General features: G+C 71.8%; 20 protein-coding genes and 1 pseudogene. 13 read left to right on the forward strand and 8 right to left on the reverse strand.

Annotation, left to right across the window (positions count from 1 at the left end):
* Positions 1-135 precede the first annotated feature (135 nt).
* The gene (locus DEP02_RS08845) at positions 136-1,287 is read right to left on the reverse strand and encodes a glycerate kinase (RefSeq protein ID WP_232839023.1); all 1,152 of its coding nucleotides are present in this window, start codon (positions 1,285-1,287) and stop codon (positions 136-138) included.
* Positions 1,288-1,425: 138 nt separating this feature from the next.
* Here DEP02_RS08845 and DEP02_RS08850 point away from each other — a divergent pair, with 138 nt between their 5' ends.
* Both DEP02_RS08850 and DEP02_RS08855 read left to right on the forward strand, forming a co-directional pair.
* Complete coding sequence (locus DEP02_RS08850) at positions 1,426-2,502, forward strand: ADP-ribosylglycohydrolase family protein (protein ID WP_112466834.1); 1,077 nt, start codon at positions 1,426-1,428, stop codon at positions 2,500-2,502.
* Positions 2,499-2,990, forward strand: a complete 492-nt coding sequence (locus DEP02_RS08855) for an NUDIX domain-containing protein (protein ID WP_112466796.1) — start codon at positions 2,499-2,501, stop codon at positions 2,988-2,990. The genes DEP02_RS08850 and DEP02_RS08855 overlap by 4 nt, the downstream gene beginning before the upstream one ends.
* 14 nt (positions 2,991-3,004) lie before the next feature.
* On the opposite strand, the gene DEP02_RS08860 is transcribed toward DEP02_RS08855, so the two are convergent.
* Positions 3,005-3,205: a type II toxin-antitoxin system VapB family antitoxin gene (locus DEP02_RS08860; RefSeq protein WP_112466797.1), complete on the reverse strand. Its 201-nt coding sequence runs from the start codon at positions 3,203-3,205 to the stop codon at positions 3,005-3,007.
* An 84-nt stretch (positions 3,206-3,289) separates the two neighbouring features.
* On the opposite strand from DEP02_RS08860, the gene DEP02_RS08865 reads away from it, so the two are divergent.
* A complete protein-coding gene (locus DEP02_RS08865; RefSeq protein ID WP_112466798.1) occupies positions 3,290-4,027 on the forward strand; it encodes an SIR2 family NAD-dependent protein deacylase in 738 nt (245 codons plus the stop codon).
* A 157-nt stretch (positions 4,028-4,184) separates the two neighbouring features.
* Here DEP02_RS08865 and DEP02_RS08870 read toward each other — a convergent pair whose 3' ends face one another.
* Positions 4,185-5,615 carry a selenium-binding protein SBP56-related protein gene (locus DEP02_RS08870; protein ID WP_112466799.1) on the reverse strand — a complete coding sequence of 477 codons (1,431 nt, stop codon included), beginning with the start codon at positions 5,613-5,615 and terminating at the stop codon, positions 4,185-4,187.
* A 187-nt stretch (positions 5,616-5,802) separates the two neighbouring features.
* On the opposite strand from DEP02_RS08870, the pseudogene DEP02_RS34485 reads away from it, so the two are divergent.
* A pseudogene (locus tag DEP02_RS34485) lies at positions 5,803-6,021 on the forward strand (hypothetical protein); the annotation flags it as partial.
* Here DEP02_RS34485 and DEP02_RS08880 read toward each other — a convergent pair.
* Positions 5,948-6,466, reverse strand: a complete 519-nt coding sequence (locus tag DEP02_RS08880; protein WP_112466800.1) for a methylated-DNA--[protein]-cysteine S-methyltransferase — start codon at positions 6,464-6,466, stop codon at positions 5,948-5,950. The pseudogene DEP02_RS34485 and the gene DEP02_RS08880 sit on opposite strands and share 74 nt — an antisense overlap.
* Positions 6,463-8,019: an AlkA N-terminal domain-containing protein gene (locus tag DEP02_RS08885; RefSeq protein ID WP_112466801.1), complete on the reverse strand. Its 1,557-nt coding sequence runs from the start codon at positions 8,017-8,019 to the stop codon at positions 6,463-6,465. The genes DEP02_RS08880 and DEP02_RS08885 overlap by 4 nt, the downstream gene beginning before the upstream one ends.
* 407 nt (positions 8,020-8,426) lie before the next feature.
* Here DEP02_RS08885 and DEP02_RS08890 point away from each other — a divergent pair, with 407 nt between their 5' ends.
* From DEP02_RS08890 to pqqE, 9 genes are all read left to right on the forward strand, one after another.
* Positions 8,427-9,839 (forward strand): DNA-binding protein, encoded by a 1,413-nt coding sequence (locus tag DEP02_RS08890; RefSeq protein WP_112466802.1) that lies wholly within the window; start codon positions 8,427-8,429, stop codon positions 9,837-9,839.
* Between the two features lie 38 nt (positions 9,840-9,877).
* Positions 9,878-12,136 carry a catalase/peroxidase HPI gene (gene katG / locus DEP02_RS08895; protein WP_198668356.1) on the forward strand — a complete coding sequence of 753 codons (2,259 nt, stop codon included), beginning with the start codon at positions 9,878-9,880 and terminating at the stop codon, positions 12,134-12,136.
* Positions 12,137-12,447: 311 nt separating this feature from the next.
* A complete protein-coding gene (locus DEP02_RS08900; RefSeq protein ID WP_112466803.1) occupies positions 12,448-12,909 on the forward strand; it encodes an MSMEG_3727 family PQQ-associated protein in 462 nt (153 codons plus the stop codon).
* 14 nt (positions 12,910-12,923) lie between these two features.
* The gene (locus tag DEP02_RS08905; protein WP_112466804.1) at positions 12,924-14,624 is read left to right on the forward strand and encodes a PQQ-dependent dehydrogenase, methanol/ethanol family; all 1,701 of its coding nucleotides are present in this window, start codon (positions 12,924-12,926) and stop codon (positions 14,622-14,624) included.
* Between the two features lie 68 nt (positions 14,625-14,692).
* Positions 14,693-14,788, forward strand: coding sequence for a pyrroloquinoline quinone precursor peptide PqqA (gene pqqA, locus DEP02_RS08910; RefSeq protein ID WP_112466805.1), 96 nt, complete (start codon positions 14,693-14,695; stop codon positions 14,786-14,788).
* A gap of 128 nt (positions 14,789-14,916) precedes the next feature.
* Positions 14,917-15,804 carry a pyrroloquinoline quinone biosynthesis protein PqqB gene (gene pqqB, locus DEP02_RS08915; protein WP_112466806.1) on the forward strand — a complete coding sequence of 296 codons (888 nt, stop codon included), beginning with the start codon at positions 14,917-14,919 and terminating at the stop codon, positions 15,802-15,804.
* 4 nt (positions 15,805-15,808) lie between these two features.
* Positions 15,809-16,516 (forward strand): pyrroloquinoline-quinone synthase PqqC, encoded by a 708-nt coding sequence (pqqC, locus tag DEP02_RS08920; protein ID WP_112466807.1) that lies wholly within the window; start codon positions 15,809-15,811, stop codon positions 16,514-16,516.
* A gap of 80 nt (positions 16,517-16,596) precedes the next feature.
* Positions 16,597-16,866, forward strand: coding sequence for a pyrroloquinoline quinone biosynthesis peptide chaperone PqqD (gene pqqD, locus DEP02_RS08925; protein WP_232839024.1), 270 nt, complete (start codon positions 16,597-16,599; stop codon positions 16,864-16,866).
* Positions 16,859-17,998 (forward strand): pyrroloquinoline quinone biosynthesis protein PqqE, encoded by a 1,140-nt coding sequence (pqqE, locus tag DEP02_RS08930; RefSeq protein ID WP_112466808.1) that lies wholly within the window; start codon positions 16,859-16,861, stop codon positions 17,996-17,998. The genes pqqD and pqqE overlap by 8 nt, the downstream gene beginning before the upstream one ends.
* An 18-nt stretch (positions 17,999-18,016) precedes the next feature.
* On the opposite strand, the gene DEP02_RS08935 is transcribed toward pqqE, so the two are convergent.
* The 3 genes from DEP02_RS08935 to DEP02_RS08945 all read right to left on the reverse strand — a co-directional run bounded on the left by DEP02_RS08935 (position 18,017) and on the right by DEP02_RS08945 (position 20,818).
* Positions 18,017-18,502, reverse strand: a complete 486-nt coding sequence (locus DEP02_RS08935) for a manganese efflux pump MntP (RefSeq protein ID WP_232839025.1) — start codon at positions 18,500-18,502, stop codon at positions 18,017-18,019.
* Positions 18,503-18,860: 358 nt separating this feature from the next.
* The gene (locus DEP02_RS08940) at positions 18,861-19,412 is read right to left on the reverse strand and encodes an O-acetyl-ADP-ribose deacetylase (RefSeq protein ID WP_112466810.1); all 552 of its coding nucleotides are present in this window, start codon (positions 19,410-19,412) and stop codon (positions 18,861-18,863) included.
* Positions 19,409-20,818: a phytoene desaturase family protein gene (locus tag DEP02_RS08945; RefSeq protein ID WP_112466811.1), complete on the reverse strand. Its 1,410-nt coding sequence runs from the start codon at positions 20,816-20,818 to the stop codon at positions 19,409-19,411. The genes DEP02_RS08940 and DEP02_RS08945 overlap by 4 nt, the downstream gene beginning before the upstream one ends.
* Between the last annotated feature and the right edge of the window lie 213 nt (positions 20,819-21,031).

A 21,031-nucleotide genomic window follows, 5' to 3' on the forward strand; every position in this document is an offset into this window, starting at 1 on the left:
CGACCCACCGAGACGAGCGGACGGGCGGGAGCCCCCGGGTGCAGGGGGCGGGAGTCCCCGCCGGGGCCGGGGGGCGGAGCCCCGGGGACGGTCACCTTCCGACCCACCGAGACGGGTGGGCGGGCAAAGCTTCCGTCAGAGCAGGACGTCGCGGGCGATCCGCTCCGCCACCCGCTCCAGAATCGGACCCGCGTCCGCGATGCACCGGGAGACGTCCGGCTCGACCTGGGTCAGGGCGTAGGCCCGGCGGATGCCGGCGTGACCCAGGACCTCCGGCGCGAGGGCCAGCCGGCCGCAGACCGCGACGACCTCCTTGCCCGCGGCACGCGCGGCCGCCGCGACGCCCGCAGGAGCCTTGCCGTGCAGGGTCTGCTCGTCCAGCGAACCCTCACCCGTGATCACCAGCGAGGCCCGCCGCAGAGCCGGGGCGAAGCCCAGCACGTCGAGCATGACCTCGATACCGGCCCGGAAGCGCGCCCCGAGGAGCAGCGCCCCGTACCCGACACCACCCGCCGCGCCCGCGCCGGGCGACACCGCGTACTCCGCCGCCCGCGCCCCGACCGCCCCCTCCAGCACCTTCGCGAAGTGCGCGAGCGCCGCGTCCAGCGTCTCCACGTCGTGCGGCGAGGCGCCCTTCTGCGACCCGTAGACCGCCGCCGCGCCCTTCGGCCCGGTCAGCGGATTGTCGACGTCGCTGGCGAGCACGAGCTCGACGGAGCCCAACCGCGGATCCAGCCCGGACAGGTCCGCGCGGACCAGCTCCGCCAGTCCCCCGCCGCCGGGCCGGACCGGCTCCCCGTCCGCGTCCAGGAACCGCGCCCCGAGCGCGGACAGCATCCCCGCGCCCCCGTCCGTCGTCGCGCTCCCGCCGACGCCGAACACGATCGTCCGCGCGCCCGCGTCCAGCGCGGCCCGCAGCAGCTGCCCGGAGCCGTACGTGGACGCCGTGAGCGGCGCGAACACGCCCGCCGGCAGCCGCTGCAGCCCACTGGCCTCGGCCATCTCCACGACCGCCGTGTCGCCGCGCAGCGCGAACGCGGCCGTCACCTCGTCCCCGAGGGGCCCCGCGACCCGTACCTCCCGGCGCTCGAACCCGGCCTCGACCGCCGCGGCCACGGTCCCGTCGCCGCCGTCGGCCACCGGAAGCGCCTCCACCTCCACCTCCGGCACCACCCGGCGCAGTCCGGCCGTCACACGCTCGGCCACCTGCACGGCCGTCAGCGACCCCTTGAACTTGTCCGCGGCAATCAGCACCCTCCGGGTGCCGTGCACTGCAGCGTCCGCCACCTTGCCATCCCCTCCCTCTCCGGGCCCGCACGTCAGGGTCAGTCGCGCCGCTGCGACCCTAACCGGCGGCGGTCCCCACCGTCATGCCCCGCGCGACCGCCCCCCGGAATCGGGTAGACCCTTCCCATGACCTCTGTGGTGACCTCTGTGGGCACCGAGTCGGAACTCGCCGACCGCATCCTCGGCGGCTGGCTGGGCCGTATCGCGGGCAACATGCTCGGCAAGCCGGTCGAGCAGGGCGAGGTGTGGACGCGTGACCGCATCGACCGCTACCTGCGCAAGGCGGCCGCGCTGCCGCTCACCGACTACCTGCCCGAACCGCCGGCCGGCGACGAGGACGGCCCGGACCTGCGCCCCGAGTGGCGCAGCTGCGTCCGCGGCCGTATCCACGGCAGCTGCCGCGACGACGACATCGACTACGCGATCCTCGGCCTGCACCTCCTGGAGACGCACGGCTTCGCCTTCAGCACCGAGCAGGTCGGCGACCTGTGGCTGCTGCGGCTGCCGTACCTGCAGACGTTCACCGCGGAGCGAGCGGCGTACCGCAATCTGGCCAACGGGCTCAAGCCGCCCCTGACGGCCACGTACGACAACCCGTACCAGGAGTGGATCGGCGCCCTGATCCGCGCCGACGTCTACGGCTGGACCAGCCCCGGCGTCCCACGCCGCGCCGCCTCCCTCGCCCGCCGCGACGCGGTGCTGTCCCACACCGGCAACGGCGTCTACGGTGCCCAGTGGGCGGCGGCCCTGATCGCGGCGGCCTTCACCGCCCCGACCCCCCGCGCCGCCGTCGACACCGCGCTCACGGTGATCCCGGCGAGCAGCCGCCTGGCCCGCACGGTACGCCGGGTGGTCTCCCTGTACGAGGCGTGCATGTCCTGGGAGGACACCCTGACCACGCTCACGGACGAGACCGCCGGCCTCGGCTGGATCCACACCGTCCCGAACGCCGCCGTGCTCACGGCCGGTCTCCTCTACGGCGAAGGCGACTTCACCCGCACCATCGCGCTCACCGTCCGCGGCGGCTTGGACACCGACTCCAACGGCGCGACGGCCGGCTCGGTCGCCGGCGTCCTGACCGGCGCCGACGCCATCCCCTCCCAGTGGAAGGACCCTCTGGAGGACACGGTCCGCAGCGCGGTCTTCGGCTTCGACGGCGCACGCATCACCGAACTGGCGGACCGCACGCTGCGCCTGGTTACCCTTCCTGGATGACCACTGCCGACTACGCCACGTACATCGCCGGGCTCCCCCGTGTCCTCGCCGCTGCCGCCGCCCTCTTCCGTGACGAGCGGGGCCGGGTGCTCCTCGTCGAGCCGAACTACCGGGAGGGATGGGCGCTGCCGGGCGGCACGGTCGAGTCCGACGACGGCGAGACCCCGCGCCAGGGCGCGCGCCGCGAGACGCTGGAGGAGATCGGCCTCGACCGCGAGCTCGGCCCGCTGCTCGCGGTCGACTGGGTGCCCGGCACCGGACGCCCGCCGCTGGTGGCGTACCTCTACGACGGCGGAGTCCTCACCGACGACGACCTCAAGGCGATCCGCCTGCAGGAGGAGGAGCTGCTGTCCTGGCGCCTGGTCCCCCGTGATGAACTCACCGCCCACCTGCCGGCCGTCACGGCCCGCCGTGTCCTGACCTCCCTCGACGTCCTGGCCGACGGCACGGGCCCGGTGGAACTGGAGAACGGCCACCGCGCCGGCTGATCACTCCGAGCGGTTCACCCTTGGACGTTCCGGGGTTTGACGTCCACCTCGCGCAGCGCCTCGTCACGCTCGGCGACCCTGGCCTCCGTACGGTGGCCGCGCTCGATGTAGTCGCGGACGACCAGCTCGACGGCGTCCTGCGGATTGCCCACTCCGGCGAGAACCATCACTTCCACGACGAGTTCGGCGTCGAGCGCCACGGTGACCTTGGCCATGTGCGGAAGGTACCACCGCGGGGTCCGGGCGGGCGGACGGATATCCGTTCGCCCGCCCGCACCCCCCGTCCTACCCTCGGTCCCATGACCAAGCCCCTCGTCGCCATCCTCAGCGGCGCCGGTATCTCCACCGATTCCGGCATCCCGGACTACCGCGGGCCCAACGGGCTGTGGCGGAAGGACCCCGAGGCCGAGAAGCTCGTGACGTACGGCTACTACATGAACGACCCGGACATCCGCCGCCGCTCCTGGCAGATGCGCCGCAAGAACCGCACCCTGCAGGCCGAGCCGAACGCCGCGCACCGCGCCGTGGCCGACCTGGAGCAGGCCGGGGTGCCGGTGCGGGTCATCACGCAGAACGTGGACGGCCTGCACCAGCTCGCCGGAATGCCCGCCCGCAAGGTCCTGGAACTCCACGGCACCGTACACAGCGTGGTCTGCACGAAATGTCACGCGCGCGGGCCCATGGAGGACGCCCTCACCCGGGTCGAGGCCGGCGAGGCCGACCCGCCCTGCCGGAACTGCGGCGGCATCCTGAAGTCGGCCACCGTCATGTTCGGCGAACGCCTCGACCCGCAGGTGCTCGGCCAGGCGGTCGCCATCACCAAGGCGTGCCAGGTGTTCATCGCCGTCGGCACCAGCCTCCAGGTCCAGCCCGCCGCCGGACTCGCCGGCGTCGCCGCCGACCACGGCGCACGACTCATCATCGTCAACGCCGAACCGACGCCGTACGACGACCTCGCCGACGAGGTCCTACGCGAACCCATCGGCACCGCCCTGCCCGAGCTGCTGCGCGGGATCAGCACCGAGAGCACCCTCTGACCTCAGCCTTTCGCGCATTCGAGTGGTCTCGTTCGATGTGCTGCACCTGCCGGGTGCACGGCGGTCCGCCGTCGGACGGCCAGGTACTTGTTCTCGCTCTTCGAAACCGGGGCGGCAACCGCCGCGGGCCCGGCGTCGGCGCTCACGGAGCGTAAGGTCAGCGGCGGTAGCAGTACGAGTCCGAGGAGGCGTCGCCGCCCTGCAGGCGTGTCTGGTGCACGCGCAAGCCCAGGAAGTCCGGGCCGTGCGGGAAGAAGTGGCTGTCGACGGAGAGGCCGCCGTGCGAGGTGTCGGCGTCGAGTTTGACCATCCATGGGTCGATGCCCGCAGGATAGAACTGCTCATCCCAGGCGGCGTACAAGGAATTCGTCAGGTACACGCGCCGCCCGTCGCGGCTGAGCTCGACCATCTGTGCTCCGCCCGTCAGCGGAGTCTCCGGCTCGGTGGGGTGCGGCTGTCGGCCGACGATGCCGCCGAGACGCACGGACGCGGTCTGCCTGGGACGGAACGGGTCGCTCACGTCGTACTGGAGCAGGTCGCCGGTTCCCCATGCGGATACGTACAGCCACTGGTCGTCCACCGACAGGTCGATGTCGGTGATCAACGGGGGCACGGCGCCGAACGGCTGCAGAGCCGGGGGCAGGTCCTCCGTTCGCGCGGGCTCGGCCGGCACGGTGATCACCTTGTGGACGACGAAGTCCTCGCCCTCCCGGGTCCACAACCACACCGACGCCGACAGGTCCTCCACGTTGACCACGGTGTTCGTGAACCCCCACGTGGCCTCGGGGTCGTGCGCGGGGCGCAGTTCCAGCACCATCTGGTTCTCGTCCCCCAGATCGACGCGCTGCAGGTGCCGGCCGGAGTCCAGCTCCCAGAAGTGCAGTGAGTGGCCGTACCGGCGATCCAGCAGCAGATCGGGGACGAGGCCGTCCTCGATCATCGAGGGGGTCCCCCACTCGCTGGTCACAGCGATGTTCTGGCGCAGGTGCCACCAGAGGTCGTAGGCGAGCCGCTGCGGTCCGCGGTCGCTCTCCCAGGCGCGCAGCACTTCGAAGCTTTCGTGGTCCAGCAGCGCGACGCCGCCGGGCCCGTCCGCCCCGTCCGCGCCGCCCAGGCAGGACAGGAACATTCCGTCGGGACCGCAGTGGAGTGTGTGCGGGCGCGAGTATCCGGCCTTGGCGGCCAACTCCTCGGGCTCGACCACCTTGACCAGGCGCGGGTGGGCGGGATCGGGGCTGGTGTCGAAGACGTGCAGCCGGGAGGAGCGCAGTCCCGGGACGATGAGGTAGCGCCGTGCGGCGTGATGATGACCGGCATGCGCCAGCGCGCTCGAGCAGGCGTTCCAACCGAAGTGGTGCAGTTCGTTGCCCAGGTCGGGCAGTTCGGCGTGGGAGATCACGCGGCCGTATGCGGGGGATTCGGGGTCGGTGCCGACGGTGAGCAACGCGTCCGCGCGCTGTGCGGTCGGGTCGAAACCGACGACATAGGCGAGCTTCTCCGAGGGCGCGGCGACGGCGTCCGCCGGGGTGCGGTACAAGGTGGGGTCACTGTGGTCGCCGCTGTCGTGAGCGTGGTCGGTCGTCGTCATGGCTGTTCCTTCTCCCGAACGGGAGGCCGGGACGGGGGACTCCCGAGAGGCAGCCGGCCTCACCCATTCGAGACCGATGCGCAGATACCGGACATACAGCCAGCGTTTCACAGCCCTCAAGCACTGCCAACACGGCAGCGCGGAGGCGCGAGCCGCCTCAGTGTGCAGCGCGTCTCCGGCACGCCCGGGAGCGGTGGCCGACCACGGGGCACGGCTGGTCATCGTCAACGCCGAGCCGACCCCGTACGACAACTCCGCCGACGAGGTCGTACGGGAGCCGGTCGGCACGGCGCTGCCCACGCTGCTGCGCGGTCTGCGGGACGGCGGGGGGGTTAGAAGAGGGCCGTGCCCCGTTCGAGTTCCAGCAGGCGCTGCTTGCGGGGCAGGCCGCCGCCGTAGCCGGTGAGGCTGCCGCTCGCGCCGATGACGCGGTGGCAGGGGACGATGATGCCGATGGGGTTCCTGCCGTTGGCGAGGCCGACCGCGCGGGAGGCGCCCGGGCTGCCGAGGGCTGTGGCGAGTTGGCCGTAGGAGCGGGTCTCGCCGTAGGGGATCTTGCGCAGCTGCTCCCAGACGTTGCGCTGGAACGGGGTGCCGTGCAGGCGCAGTGGGAGGGTGAAGTCCTTCAACTCGCCCGCGAAGTAGGCGTTCAGCTGGTCGATGGCCTCGCCGAAGGGGCGGTCGTCCCTCCCCCACGCTCGGCTTCGCTCGCGCGGGGGGACCCCCATTCCGAAGGTCTCCTGGGGCGGGCGGTGGCGCTGGTCGGTCATGTACAGACCGCACAGGACGCCGTCGTCGGCGACGAGGGTGAGGGTGCCGTAGGGGCTGTCGATCACGGTGTGCTGCTTCATCGGTGCGATGTCCTTAGATGTCCTTGTACGGGAAGGAAGTTGATCGGGTGGCTGTCGGTCGCCCACAGGTACTGCACGGCGTACGCCCGCCAGGGCCGCCAGACCGCCGCTCGGGCGGTGAGGGCGGCCGGGGTGGACGGCAGGCCGAGTTCCTGGGCGGCGCGGCGGATGCCGAGGTCGGTGGGGAGGAAGGCGTCGGGGTCGCCGAGGGCGCGCATGCCGATGACGTCGGCCGTCCACGGGCCGAAGCCGGGGAGGGCCAGGAGGCGGGCGCGGGTTTCCGCCCAGTCGCTCTCCACGCCCAGGTGGAGGGTTCCGTCCGCGAGTTGCCGGGCCAGTGTCAGCAGGGTCGTACGGCGGGTACGGGGCATCGCCAGCGTCTCGGGGTCGAGGGCGGCCAGTGACTCCGGGGCGGGGAAGAGGTGGGTGAGGCCGCCCTCGGGGTCGTCGACCGGCTCGCCGTGCGCGGCGGCCAGGCGGCCGGCGTGGGTACGGGCGGCGGCCGTGGAGACCTGCTGGCCGAGTACGGCCCGCAGGGCGAACTCGGCCTCGTCCACGGTGCGCGGCACCCGCCGCCCGGGGGCCTTGTCGACCAGGGGTGCGAGAACTTGGTCGGTGCGCAGTTGGTCGTCGATGGCGACCGGGTCGGCGTCCAGGTCGAGCATGCGCCGGCAGCGGCTGATGGCGACGGGCAGGTCGCGCAGGTCGCTGAGGGTGAGGCGGCAGGCGATGTGGTCCGGTGTCGGGGTCAGCGCGGCGATGCCGTGACCGTAGGGCAGGCGCAGGGTGCGCCGGTAGGCGCCGATGGAGGTACCGCCCACGCCGTCAAGGCAGTGGGGGAGCCACTCCTCCACGCCGGGTACGGCGGTGGCCGCGAGGTGGCCGAAAAGGTTGTCGGGGTTGAGCGGGGCGCGGAACGGCAGGCGCAGGGAGAGGGCTCCGGGGGTGCCCTGGGGCGTGCCGGACGCCGTGGGCTGCCGCGGGACGCGGGCGCGCAGTCCGCTGGGCGACAGGGCGAAGACCTCCCGCACGGTCTCGTTGAAGGTGCGGATGGAGGAGAAGCCGGCGGCGAAGGCGATCTCCGCCATCGGCAGCGCGGTGGTCTCGATCAGCAGCCGGGCGGTCTGGGCGCGCTGGGCCCGGGCGAGCGCGAGCGGGCCGGCGCCGAGTTCGGCGAGGAGCTGGCGTTCGATCTGGCGGGTGCTGTAGCCGAGGCGGGCGGCGAGGCCGGGCACGCCCTCGCGGTCCACGACGCCGTCGGCGATCAGCCGCATGGCGCGGGCCACGGCGTCGGCGCGCTGGTTCCACTCCGGTGAGCCGGGGCTGGTGTCAGGGCGGCAGCGCTTGCAGGCCCGGAATCCGGCCTGCTGGCAGGCGGCGGCGCTCGGGTAGAAGGTCATGTTCTCGGGCTTGGGCGGCACCACCGGGCAGCTGGGCCGGCAGTAGATGCGGGTGGTCAGGACGGCGGTGAAGAACCAGCCGTCGAACCGTGCGTCCTTGGACTGGACGGCGCGCACGCAGCGCTCGCGGTGGGTGTGCATCCCCTTCTGCATGCCTCCAGCATCGGGCACCGGCGGGGCCGGGTCTGGCGGAAATCCGACATCGGCCTTGTGTGTCCAGGGTGCGTACGAGTCGCTTCGGACGGCCGCTTCCCCGTACTGCCGGGTGGGCCGACTGTGGACCGACTGCTGTGAGCCGCGCGTCCTCCCCGCGGATGCGCCGTCCGGGGCCGGTCCGGAGACGCCTTTCGCACACGCGGCCAGGAGAGGGACGTGCGCGGCCCGGCAACGGTACCTAGGGTGGGAGTGCAGGTCTGTGACACAGCCTGGAACGAGTGACGAAGCAGGAAGACGCGCGAGGCGGTGCCCGGTCCGCTGCAGGCCGGCCGCGACGAGCGGCGACCGGCGTGGGCCGTGCGCGCCGTCGGGCGTCGGGGATGGACCAAGGGCGGTTCTGAACCATGAGGGATGTACATCGGCTCGAGTCCGTCTCGGCGAACCTGGGCGGCGGCGCCGTGCTCGCGGCGTGGGAACGGTTCGTGCAGGGCGAGGATCACATCCCGGGTGTCCGGCCCCTGGTGGCGATCTCCTGGCACCGCTGCCGAGAGCAGTACCGGGTCGATCCCCACCTCACGGAGGCGCCGGTGGCCGTCGCCAGGACCGACCATACGCCCGAGCACGATGTCGTCTTCGCCGAGCTGGGTTTTCGTGCCGCCTCCGTGGCACATGAAGTGGGCAGCCTCGGTGGCGTCGTCACCGTCACCGACGCCACCGGCCGGATCCTGGCCGAGTGGGGTGACCAGGCCACGCTCGCCAAAGCCGGCGACGCCCATCTGGCGCCCTGGTTCTGCTGGTCCGAGTGCGCGGCCGGCACGAACGGCATGGGCACGGCACTCGAGGCGCACGGCCCGGTACCGATCAGGGGCGCGGAGCACTGGTGCCAGGCGTTCCACAACTGGGTCTGCGCGGGCATCGCGGTACGTGACGTGGTGACCAGGGAGCCGATCGCGGTCCTGAGCATCTGCTGCTGGCGCAGCCGGCTTCCCGCGTCCGTGGGAAGCTGGCTGGCGAACGCGGTCACCATGACCCGGTACCCGTTGAAGAGGCGCGCCCGGGACAGCGGCGCCGAGTTGGTCGCGGCCCACACCCAGGCCAGGGCGCGCTCCGGTGCGGCGCTCGCCGCGGTGGACACCGCGGGCAAGGTAGTGATCGCCGACGACATGGCGAGCGTGCTCCTGGGCGTCCCGGCATCCACCCCGGCGGTCGACCCCACGCTGCGGTGGAACCCCGGGCTGCCGGAACTGATCGCAGCCGTCCGGTACGCCACTGGGCAGGCGGCCCACCATCCCGACTGGGTCGGTTCGACGCAGATCTTCGCCCACCTCGCCGACGAGCCGACATCGATCAGCATCCGCCCCGTCTTCTCGTCCGGACACCTGATCGGGCACCTGGTCTCGTTCGGTACCTCCGACGGGGCGTGGTTGCCCCAGGCGGAGGGGTGCGCGCACCCTCGGGGGTCCGCGCACCCTCGGGCGCAGCCGCGCCGGCTGGTCGCGCTGCGCGACAACCGGATGGTGCTGCTGCGGATGCCGGAAGTCTCCTTCGCCGAGTCGCAGGGAAACAGCGTGTGGCTCTCCACCGACCAGGGGCGACTGCGGGCCGCCTCTCCGAGCCTGGACAAGCTCGACAGTGAGCTGGCGGACGTCGGCTTCCTGCGGGTGCACCGCCGGTATGTGGTCAACCTCAGCCGCATCCGGGAGATCGAGCGCGGGCTCAAGGGCGAGCTGTCCCTGGTCATGGACGGCCGGACGAACGAGATGGTGCCGGTTTCCCGGCGGAACGCGCCGGCCGTGCGTCGCGCGCTGGACATCTGAGGTCCCCAGCACAACCTCTGTTCCGGAAGGAAATCCCCGTGTCTGACAGTCCGGACGCCGTTGTCGGCGAGATGAACGAGGGGAGCGCGGGCGGCCTCGGCCTCTCCGTCCCGGCCGGGCACCGCGGTCACCCGCTGGGGGACGCGGGCAACCGCGACTGGTGGCCGAACCGGCTCGACCTGACGATCCTCCGGAAACACCCCGCCGTGGCCGACCCCATGGGCGAGGACTTCGACTACGCCGCGGAGTTCCGGACGCTCGACCTCGACGCCCTGGCGCGGGACGTCGACGCGGTGCTGACGACGTCGCAGGAGTGGTGGCCGGCCGACTTCGGCCACTACGGGCCGCTCGTGATCCGGATGGTGTGGCACTCCGCCGGGACGTACCGCGTCGACGACGGCCGCGGTGGCGCGGCCGCCGGCATGCAGCGTTTCGCGCCGCTGAACAGCTGGCCGGACAACCGCAACCTCGACAAGGCGCGCCGGCTGCTCTGGCCGGTGAAGAAGAAGTACGGCCGCAGGATCTCCTGGGCCGATCTGATGGTCTTCGCGGGCAACCGCGCCCTGGAGACGATGGGCTTCACGACCTTCGGCTTCGCCGGCGGCCGGGCGGACGTCTGGGAGTCCGACGAGGACGTCTACTGGGGCCCCGAGCGCGCCTGGCTCGGCGACGAACGCCACGGCGGCGTCCGGGAGCTGGAGAAACCCCTGGCCGCCGACCAGATGGGCCTCATCTACGTCAACCCGGAGGGACCGAACACCGTCCCGGACCCGCTCACCGCGGCCCGGGACATCCGCGCGACGTTCCGGCGCATGGGGATGAACGACGAGGAGACCGTCGCGCTGATCGCGGGCGGCCACACGTTCGGCAAGACCCACGGCGCGGCCGACCCGGACGCCCACCTCGGCCCCGAGCCCGAGGGCGCCCCCCTCGAGGAGCAGGGCCTGGGCTGGAAGAGCGGCTACGGCACCGGAAAGGGCGCGGACGCCATCTCCAGCGGGCTCGAGGGTACCTGGACACCCACCCCGACCAGGTGGGACAACAGCTTTTTCGAGACCTTGTTCGGCTACGAGTGGGAGCTGGAGCTGAGCCCCGCCGGTCTGTGGCAGTGGATCCCGAGGGACGGCGGCGGGGCCGGCACCGTACCGGACGCCCACGACCCGTCGGCGACACACGCCCCGACGATTCTGACGACGGACCTCGCGCTGCGGTCGGACCCGGTCTACGAGCCGATCGCGCGGCGCTTCCTGGAGAACCCGGACCGGCTCGCGGACGCGTTCGCCCGGGCGTGGTTCAAGCTGACGCACCTCGACATGGGTCCGATCCAGCGCTACCTCGGACCGCTGGTCCCCCGGGAGAGGCTGCTCTGGCAGGACCCGGTCCCCGCCGTGGACCACGAACTCGTCGGGGCGGCGGACATCGCCGCGCTCAAGAGCCGGATCCTCGCCTCCGGGCTGTCGGTCTCCCAGCTCGTCTCGACCGCGTGGGCGTCGGCCTCGACGTTCCGTGTCAGCGACAGGCGGGGCGGGGCGAACGGCGCGCGCATCCGCCTCGAGCCGCAGCGGGGCTGGGAGGTCAACGACCCCGGCACGCTGGCACAGGTGCTGCGCACCCTGGAAGGCATCCAGGAGTCCTTCAACAGCTCCGGGGCCGGGGGCAGGAAGGTCTCGCTGGCCGACCTCATCGTGCTCGGCGGAGCCGCCGCCGTCGAGCAGGCCGCCAGGGCCGCCGGCCACGACGTCCGGGTCCCCTTCGCTCCGGGACGCACGGACGCCACGCAGGAGTGGACCGACGTGGAGTCCTTCGCCCCGCTCGAACCGACCGCGGACGGATTCCGCAACTACCGCGGCAAGGGCAACCGGCTGCCGTCGGAGCACCTGCTGGTCGACCGCGCGAACCTGCTGAGCCTGAGCGTGCCCGAGATGGCCGTCCTCGTGGGTGGCCTGCGGGTGCTGGGCGCCAACCACCGGCAGTCGCCGCTGGGCGTCTTCACCTCGGCGCCGGGGTCGCTGACCAACGACTTCTTCGTGAACCTGCTCGACATGGGCACGGAGTGGAGGCCGACGTCCGCGGCCGCGGAGACCTTCGAGGGGCGCGACCGCGCCACCGGCGAGGTCAGGTGGACCGGCAGCCGCGTCGACCTCGTCTTCGGCTCGAACTCCGAGCTGCGTGCCGTCGCGGAGGTCTACGCGAGCGACGACGCGCGGGAGAAGTTCGTGCGGGACTTCGTCGCCGCGTGGGACAAGGTCATGAACCTCGACCGGTACGACCTTCCAGCGGTGGCACATCGGGGGTGAACGGTGGCCGGCCGTGGATGAACGGCATGAGCCGGCCCGAACCGGCGCTCGCCCTTGTCGGTGTGATCCGTCCGGCGTAGCGTGTTTCTTGGCTGCCAATTCATCCCTTTTTCGGCGTGATTCATCCGGCATAGCGTGCTCCTCGAACACCGATTCCAGCCGGGCATCAGGCGACGCGAAAAGGAAATTTCGAGGCCGATTCCGGAGAACATTTTCCGAGCGGAGGTGTGCAGCCGGCCGCGATGCGCTGCCGTCAGCGCGGCCGACGCGAAATGGACATGGAGATTCGGGCTGAGGAGAGTGAAGCCCCGATGACGACCGCGCAGGAGCGAACCGACCTGCTGAACAAGATCGGGTTGGCCGCACAGAACAAAGCAACGCTGGGTCAGGTGCTGGGAACCGGAAGCATTGGGCAGGCCACCGAGGGACCGGAAGGCCGTATGCAGGCCACCATCCGTATCCACCCGGATGAGCTGACCTGGGATCCCTCTATTCTGGTCATGCCCCATGGAGGCGATATCGAACTCGAACTCGTCAATGACGACAAGAACACGCACTGCGCGCTCCTGCCGAGCAATGGCGACCGGAAGTTCATCTGGCTGGTGAACCATTCGCGAGGACGGGCGCACCTCAACCTCGACGGGCCGGGCTACTACTGGTTCAGCTCGCCCACCGGCAATGACGAGGGCCGAGGACTGACCGGGGCCATCGTCGTCATGGGGGACGTTCCGCCGGAGGCTCGCCTCGACCGTCCCGAACAGCCGCGGCCGTAGGTAAGGAGGAGGCAATGACCGTTCAGTACGTGGACGCGGGTGAGGCCGTCGACCAGGGAGTCCTGAACTACAAGACCCCTGGAGGAGATGTCGCGCCGCCGGTGGTAGCCGGCGTCAACTACGAGCGCATCCTCAATGCCCGCGAGGAGCCCCAGAACTGGCTCACCTACTACGGCGCCTACAACGGGCAGCGGTACAGCCCGCTGGACCAGGTCAACACGGAGAACGTCAAGCACCTCGTCCCCGCATGGGTCTTCCAGGCCGGCACGACCGGCCTGATCGCGGGCGCGTCGACCTACTCGTTCGAGGCCGCCCCGATCGTCGTCGACGGGGTCATGTTCCTCTCCGGCTGGGACGGCTGGGTCTGGGCCCTCAACGCGAAGACGGGTGTGGAGATCTGGCGGTACAAGCATGCGGTCCCCTTCGACGTGTCCCTGTGCTGCGGAAACGTGAACCGTGGGGTCGCCGTGGCTCAGGGGAAGGTCTTCTTCGTCACGGCGAATGCTCGTGTGCTCGCGCTCGACGCCACCACCGGCAAGCGGGTCTGGGACAAGACCTACGGAGACGTCCGGGCCGGGGAGAGCGCCACGCTCGCCCCGCTGGTCGTGAAGAACATGGTCATCGTCGGGAGTTCCGGCGGCGAGTTCGGCGTACGCGGTCACCTCGACGCGTTCGACCTCGAGACCGGCGAGCACCAGTGGCGCTGCTACACGGTGCCGAAGCCCGGGGAGCCCGGATCGGAGACCTGGCCCGCCGACGGCGAGGCCTGGGCACGGGGAGGAGCGAACCCCTGGATCACCGGCACCTTCGACCCGGAGACGAACCTGCTGTACATCGGCACCGGCAACCCGGCGCCCGACTTCGACGGAGAGGTCCGCCAGGGCGACAACCTCTTCACCGACAGCATCGTCGCCGTCGACGTGGACAGCGGTCAGATCCGCTGGCACTACCAGTGCACCCCGCACGACGTGTGGGACTACGACAGCATCGCCGAGTGCATCCTGTTCGAGCAGGACGGGCGCAAACTACTCGGACACTTCGACAAGAACGGCTACTTCTTCGTCCTTGACCGCACGAACGGCGAGAGGGTCCAGATCACCCCCTTCGTGGACCGCATCACCTGGGGAGCGATCACGCGGGACGGCCAGGTGACGGCCAAGGTGTACCCGGACAAGGAGGGGGAACCGGTCCACTTCTACCCGGGTCCGGCCGGCGCCAAGGAATGGACCCACGCGGCCTACAGCCCGAAGACCGGGCTCTTCTACGTCCCGGTCCAGGACACCGGCGCCACGGCCACCCGGCGGCGCCGGGAGTTCAAGGAGAGCATTCCGTACTGGGGCGCGGGCGTTCAGGTGGACATCGAGGACATGGCGGGGTCCATCAGCGCGTTTGACGCGAGCGGCGAGGAGAAGTGGCGCTGCCGCAACGACCTCCCGATGTGCGCCTCGGTGCTGGCCACCGGCGGTGACCTGGTGTTCGCCGGCAAACCCTCCGGGGAGTTCATGGCGCTCGACGCCCGCACCGGAGAGACGCTGTGGCAGTTCCAGTGCGGAAGCGGCCACCACAGCAGCCCGACCACCTACATGGTCGACGGCAGGCAGTACATCGCCGTGCCGGTCGGCTGGGGCGGATGGGCCGAGGGGTTCCTCCCCGGCATGCTCGGCGCGGGGCACGGAAGCGCCCTGCTCACCTTCGCCCTCCCGGAATCGTCGTAGCGCGTGACGACCCGACCGGAGCCGAGCCTGCCGCAGTTCCGGCAGGCGGGCAGAGAGGAGGTGAATCCATGGAGTCCCAGCTCGTTGTGTGGGAGACGCCCGAGTTCGACGAGATCGCGGTCGCGGCCGAGGTGACCATGTACGTCGCTCGGCTGGAGGAGTAGAGGACCAGCGGACGTGGGACGGCGCCGGACCTGGTCCGGCGCCTCCGACGGCTCGAGACGGCCACGGGCTGCCGGGCCGGCGACGGACCCGGATCTTCGATGAACGGTTCGACGAACGGAGTGCCGGCGTGTTGCTGCGCGTGCTGGGTTCGGCGGCGGGGGGCGGCTCCCCGCAGTGGAACTGCGGCTGCCCGGTGTGCGCCGCGGTCCGCTCCCGGGCCGGCATCCCGCGCACCCAGTCGTCGGTCGCGGTCAGCGCCGACCGCCGCCGGTGGTTCCTCATCAACGCCTCGCCCGACGTCCGCACCCAGATCGAGGCCTTCCCCGGTCTGCACCCGCGCGACGACCGGGCGACACCGCTGGAGGCGGTACTGCTCACCGACGCCGAGCTGGACCACACGCTGGGCCTGCTTCTGCTGCGCGAGGCCCGCGCCCTGCGGCTGTACGCCACGCCGGCGGTGCGCGAGACCCTGTGCACCGGCTCGGGGATTCTGCGCACGCTCGAGCGCTACTGCCCGGTCGAGTGGCGGGCGGTGACCCCCGGCGCCGGCCTCGCCCTGGCGGACGGGCTGTCCTGCCGGGCGTTCGACGTGCCCACCAGCAAGCGCGACCGGTTCGGAGCCGGGGTGGGCCACGGCCGTGTCGTGGGCTACCGGCTGACCGACGAGCGCAGCGGGGGGACGCTGGTGTACCTGCCGGGGGTGCAGTCACTGACGCCGGAGCTGCGCGCGGAGATCAAGGGCTGCGCATGCCTGCTGATCGACGGGACCTGCTGGCGCGACGACGAACTCGTACGGCTCGGCCTGGCCGGCAGGACGTCCCGGGAGATGGGCCACCTGCCCATCGGCGGCCCGGACGGCAGCCTGGCGCAGCTCCCGTCGCTGGGCATGGGGCGGACGGTCTTCGTGCACATGAACAACACCAACCCGGTCCTCCTGGAGGACACACCCGAGCGGCGTACCGTGGAGGAGAGCGGCATGGAAGTGGCCATGGACGGCCTCGAGGTCCAGGTGTAGAGCCGTGACGACAACGACGACGACAACCACGGGAACCGGAGCCGACGGCTTCGTCGAGGCGCTGCGGGCCCACTCGCGGCGGTACCACGACCAGCACCCGTTCCACGTCCGGATGAACGCCGGCCGGCTGAGCCGCCGGCAGCTCCGGGGCTGGGTGGCCAACCGCTTCTACTACCAGGAGAACATCCCCCGCAAGGACGCCGCGATCCTTTCCAACTGCCCCGACCTGGAGGTCCGCCGCCGCTGGATCCGGCGGATCGTCGACCACGACGGCACCGCCGCCGGCGAGGGCGGCGTCGAGGCGTGGCTGCGCCTCGGCGAGGCCACCGGGCTGACCCGCGAGGAGGTCCGGGACCACCGGCATCTGGTACCCGGGGTGCGGTTCGCCGTCGACGCCTACGTGAACTTCGCCCGGACCCGCCCGTGGGTGGAGGCGGTGGCGTCCTCGCTCACCGAGCTGTTCGCGCCCGACCTGATGGCGGCGCGGCTGGCCGCGTTCGAGCGGTGGTACCCGTGGATCGACCCCAAGGGCCTCGCCTACTTCCGCGCCCGCCTGGAGCAGGCCCCCCGCGACTGCGAGCACGCCCTCGAGGTGGTCACCGCGCACTGCCTCTCCGCCGAGTCCCAGGCGCGCGCCGTAGACGCACTGTCGTTCAAGTGCGACGTCCTGTGGAGTCTGATGGACGCCATCGACCAGGCCTATCCGGAGTGACCACCATGGACCCGACCCACACCGGAACGCCCCGGACCGCAATGTCCCGGACCGGAAACAGGACCCGACCCGGCGTCGGGGTGTCCTCCTCGGACCGGCCCCGGCTGGCGCGCCATGTCCGGCTGACCTTCTGCCGGACCAGGCAGCGTCAGGTCCTGCAGCTCCCCGAGACGGTGGTGGTGCTGAACGGCAGCGGCGCGGACATCCTCCAGCTGTGCGACGGGCGGCACACCGTGGCCGAGATCGTGTCCGAGCTGGGCGCGCGCTACCAGACCGTCCCCGACGAAGAGGTGCGGCAGTTCCTGACCCGGCTCGTCGCCCGGCGCTGGGTGGAGTTCGACGATGGATAGCCCGTTCGGACTGCTCGCCGAGCTCACCTACCGCTGCCCGCTGGCCTGCCCGTACTGCTCCAACCCGCTGAACATGGCCGGCTACCAGGACGAGCTGTCCACCGGCGAGTGGCGGCGGGTTCTGGCCGAGGCCGGCGACCTGGGGATTCTGCAGTGCCACCTGTCCGGCGGGGAACCGCTGCTGCGGCGCGACCTGATGGAGATCGTGGCGGACGCCCACGGCCTGGGCCTCTACACCAACCTCATCACCAGCGCCCTCGGGCTCTCGCGTCCGAGGGCCGAGCAGCTGCGGGCCGCCGGCCTGGACCACGTGCAGATCAGCATCCAGGCCGATGAGCGGACCGTGTCCGACCGGATCGCCGGAACCCCGTCCTTCGAACGCAAGATCGAGGCGATGGGTGTGGTCAAGGAGCTGGGCTGGCCGCTCACCGTGAACGTGGTGCTGCACCGGTACAACATCGACCGCGTCGCCGAGGTACTCGCTCTGGCCGAGGAGGTGGGCGCCGACCGGCTGGAGCTGGCCAACACCCAGTACTACGGCTGGGCCTGGCGAAACCGCGACGCGCTGCTGCCGAGCCGGGCCCAGCTCGAGGCGGCCGAGGCCGTCGTACGGGCCGCCCGCGAGCGGTTGCGGGACCGCATGGACGTCATCTACATCATCCCCGACTACTACAGCCGCTACCCGAAGCCCTGCATGGGCGGCTGGGCCTCCCGGCAGCTGACCGTGACGCCGAACGGTGACGTCCTGCCCTGCCCGGCCGCCCAGTCCCTGCCGTTGCCGCGGGCCAGCGTGCGGGAGGACTCCCTGGAGCGGATCTGGGCCGAGTCCCCGGTGATGACCGCGTTCCGGGGGACCGACTGGATGCCGGAGCCCTGCCGGAGCTGCCCCCGGCGGGAGGTGGACTTCGGCGGGTGCCGCTGCCAGGCGTTCCTGCTCACGGGCGACGCCGCCCGCACCGACCCGGTCTGCCACCTCTCGCCCGACCACGATCTGGTCGCCCGGGCGGTCGAGGCCGCCAACGTCGACTCGCGGGCCGGCGGTCCTCCGCTGATCCCCCGCCCGCACCAGGTTCGCCCGCACCGGGTTCGCCGACCGGGTGGAGCGGGCCGGTCCGTTCCCGGGGGCGAGTGAGCGGGCCGGGGCCCTGCCCTAGCCGCCGAACACCAGCGGCAGCGCCACGGCGGCGATGATCAGGCTGACCCCGCTCAGCAGGTCCGCGCGGATCCGGACGAGGCTCGCCGCGGCCCGCCCGAGCCGCAGCCCGACCAGCGACATCACCGCCGTCATGGCGCCGAAGAGGGCGGCCGAGAACCAGGGCGAGAGCCCGAGCATCCCCAGGCTCGCCCCGGCGACCAGGTTGTCCAGGCTCAGCGTCAACGGGATGCCGAACAGCGCCCACGGGTGGTCCAACTCGTCCGGCTCGGGATTCCGAAGGGCCGAGATGACGAGGTAGAGACCGTATGCGCCGAGCGCGGCCGCGCCCACCAGATCGGCGATACCCCCGACGGCCTCCCCGATCCGGCGACCGATCAGCAGCCCGACCAGGGGCATCACCGCGTCCCACAGCCCAAAAGTCAGCGCGACCTGCATCGCGCGCTTCAGTCCGAATGGGACGGTGCCGAGCGCGATCGACACCCGGAAATTGTCCAGACTGAGTACAAAACCCAGGACCAGTATTTCCCAGATCATGGCGACGTCACTGCCCGATGACGACCGGCACCGGCAGGAACGACTTTACCTCGGCTAGCATTCGCCATAGTTGGATATCTTATCCCGGATGATCCGCGGAATAAACCCGACAAGTCGATTTCCGGCGGATTCTCGACATCTACTCACCCGACGGTGGCCCGTTCCCGGAAACACTCCCGCATCGACGGAAATCCGCCGGAGTCAGGAGTCGACTCCCGGACGATCCGGCGATCCGGCGGTCCGGACAGTGGGATCGCGGAATTTCACCATTGTCGTTCGTCTTTTCAACATTCGGTACCGAGGGTCAGCCGACCCGCGCGGCGAACGCCTCGTAGGCCCGGTCGTCGAAGAGGACGAACCTGACCTCCTCGACGTCGGTTCCGGTCCGTCCGACGGTCTCCACCGCGATGCGGGCCGCGTCGGTCACCGGCCAGCGGTAGACGCCGGTGGAGATCGCCGGGAAGGCGACCGTCCGTGCTCCGAGCCCGTCGGCGACGCGGAGGGACTCGCGGTAGCAGGAGGCGAGCAGGTGTGAGCGGTCCTCGGTGCGGCTGTGGACGGGGCCGACGGTGTGAATCACCCAGAGGGCGTCCAGCTCGCCGGCCGCCGTGGCGACCGCCTGGCCGGTGGGCAGACCGCTGCTGATGGGGGTCCCCCCTACTCGAACGGAGTTGAGAGCTTGGGGGAGGGAGGCGCGCAGGGCGCGGCACTCCGCGAGGATCACGGGGCCGCCGCGGCGGTGGATGGCGCCGTCGACGCCTCCGCCGCCGAGGAGGGAGGAGTTGGCGGCGTTGACGATCGCGTCGGCGCGCTGCCGGGTGATGTCGCCCTGGACGAGGGTGATGAGGGTGGTCATGTCCGCCGCAGCCTCCTCCAGACGGCCTTCGCCGCGTTGTGCCCCGACATGCCGTGCACTCCGGGGCCCGGCGGGGTGGCCGAGGAGCAGATGAAGACGGCCGGGTGCGGGGTGGTGTACGGGAAGAGGGACGGTTTGGGGCGCAGCAGGAGCTGGAGTCCGGAGGTCGCGCCGGAGGCGATGTCGCCGCCGACGTAGTTGGCGTTGTCGGCGGCGATCTCGGGCGGGCCGGCGGTGGCGCGGGCGAGGACGCGGTCGCGGAAGCCCGGGGCGAAGCGTTCCAGCTGGCGTTCCACGGCGTCGGTGAGGTCCCCGGTCCAGCCGTTGGGGACGTGGCCGTACACCCAGAAGACCTGCTTGCCGGCCGGGGCGCGGGTGGGGTCGGCGACGCCGGGCTGGACCGTGATGAGGAAGGGCCGGTCGGGTGCGCGGCCCTCGCGGGAGGCGGCGCGCAGCGCGGTGCCGATCTCGGCGCTGTCCGCGCCGATCTGCACGGTGCCGGCGACGCGGGGTTCCTTCGCGGTCCACGGGACCGGGCCGTCCAGCGCGTAGTCGAGCTTGAAGACGCCGGGACCGTACCGGTAGCCCTTGTAGTACCGGCCGAGGCCGGCGATGCGGGCCAGGGCGGTGGGCGAGGTGTCGAAGACGTATGCCCGCGCGGGCGGCAGGTCGTCCAGGCGCTTGACCTCGTAGTCGGTGTGCAGGGCGCCGCCGAGGTCCTTCAGGTACGCGGCGAGGGCGTCGGAGATCGTCTGGGAGCCGCCGCGGGCGACCGGCCAGCCGCGGGCGTGCGCGGCCAGCGCGAAGACCAGGCCGATCGCGCCGGTGGCGAAGCCGCCGAGGGGGGACATGACGTGGGCGACGAGGCCGGCGAAGAGGGTCCTGGCGCGCTCGTCGCGGAAGCGGCGCATCAGCCAGGTGGACGGGGGCAGGCCGACCAGGCCGAAGCGGGCGAGGGTGACCGAGTCGCGCGGGAGCGCGGTCGAGGGCAGCGACATGAAGTCGCGGACCAGGGTGTCCCACCTGGGCAGGAACGGCTCGACCAGCCTGCGGTACGCCCCCGCGTCGCGCGGTCCGAAGGAGGCGGCCGTCTCGGCGACCGACCGGGACAGCACGGCCGCGGTGCCGTCCGGGAAGGGGTGGGCCATGGGCAGCTCGGCGTGCAGCCACTGAAGGCCGTAGCGCTCCAGGGGCAGGGCGCGGAACGCGGGCGAGTTGATGCCGAGGGGGTGCGCGGCGGAGCACGGGTCGTGCCGGAAGCCGGGCAGGGTGAGCTCCTCGGTGCGGGCGCCGCCGCCGATGGTGTCGCGCGCCTCGAACACGGCCACGGAGAAGCCGCGGCGGGCGAGCTCCACGGCAGCCGTCAGTCCGTTCGGCCCCGCACCCACCACAACCGCATCGAGCATCGACGGCACCTTCGGACCCCCTCGTCAGCCGATGGCCACTCAGGGTCAGGATATGCCGGGGACCGACACACCGGGGGCCGGGCGGCGGGGCTCAGGGCGGCCGGGGCGGGCGACCGGGGTCCTGGCGCCGAGGGGCGGGGGCCGGCGCCCAGGGGGCTCAGGACGACCGCGGGCCTGGCGCCGAGGGCGGGGCCGGTGCCCAAGGGGGGTTCA

Source organism: Streptomyces triticisoli, from assembly GCF_003270085.1.
Taxonomy (GTDB): domain Bacteria; phylum Actinomycetota; class Actinomycetes; order Streptomycetales; family Streptomycetaceae; genus Streptomyces; species Streptomyces triticisoli.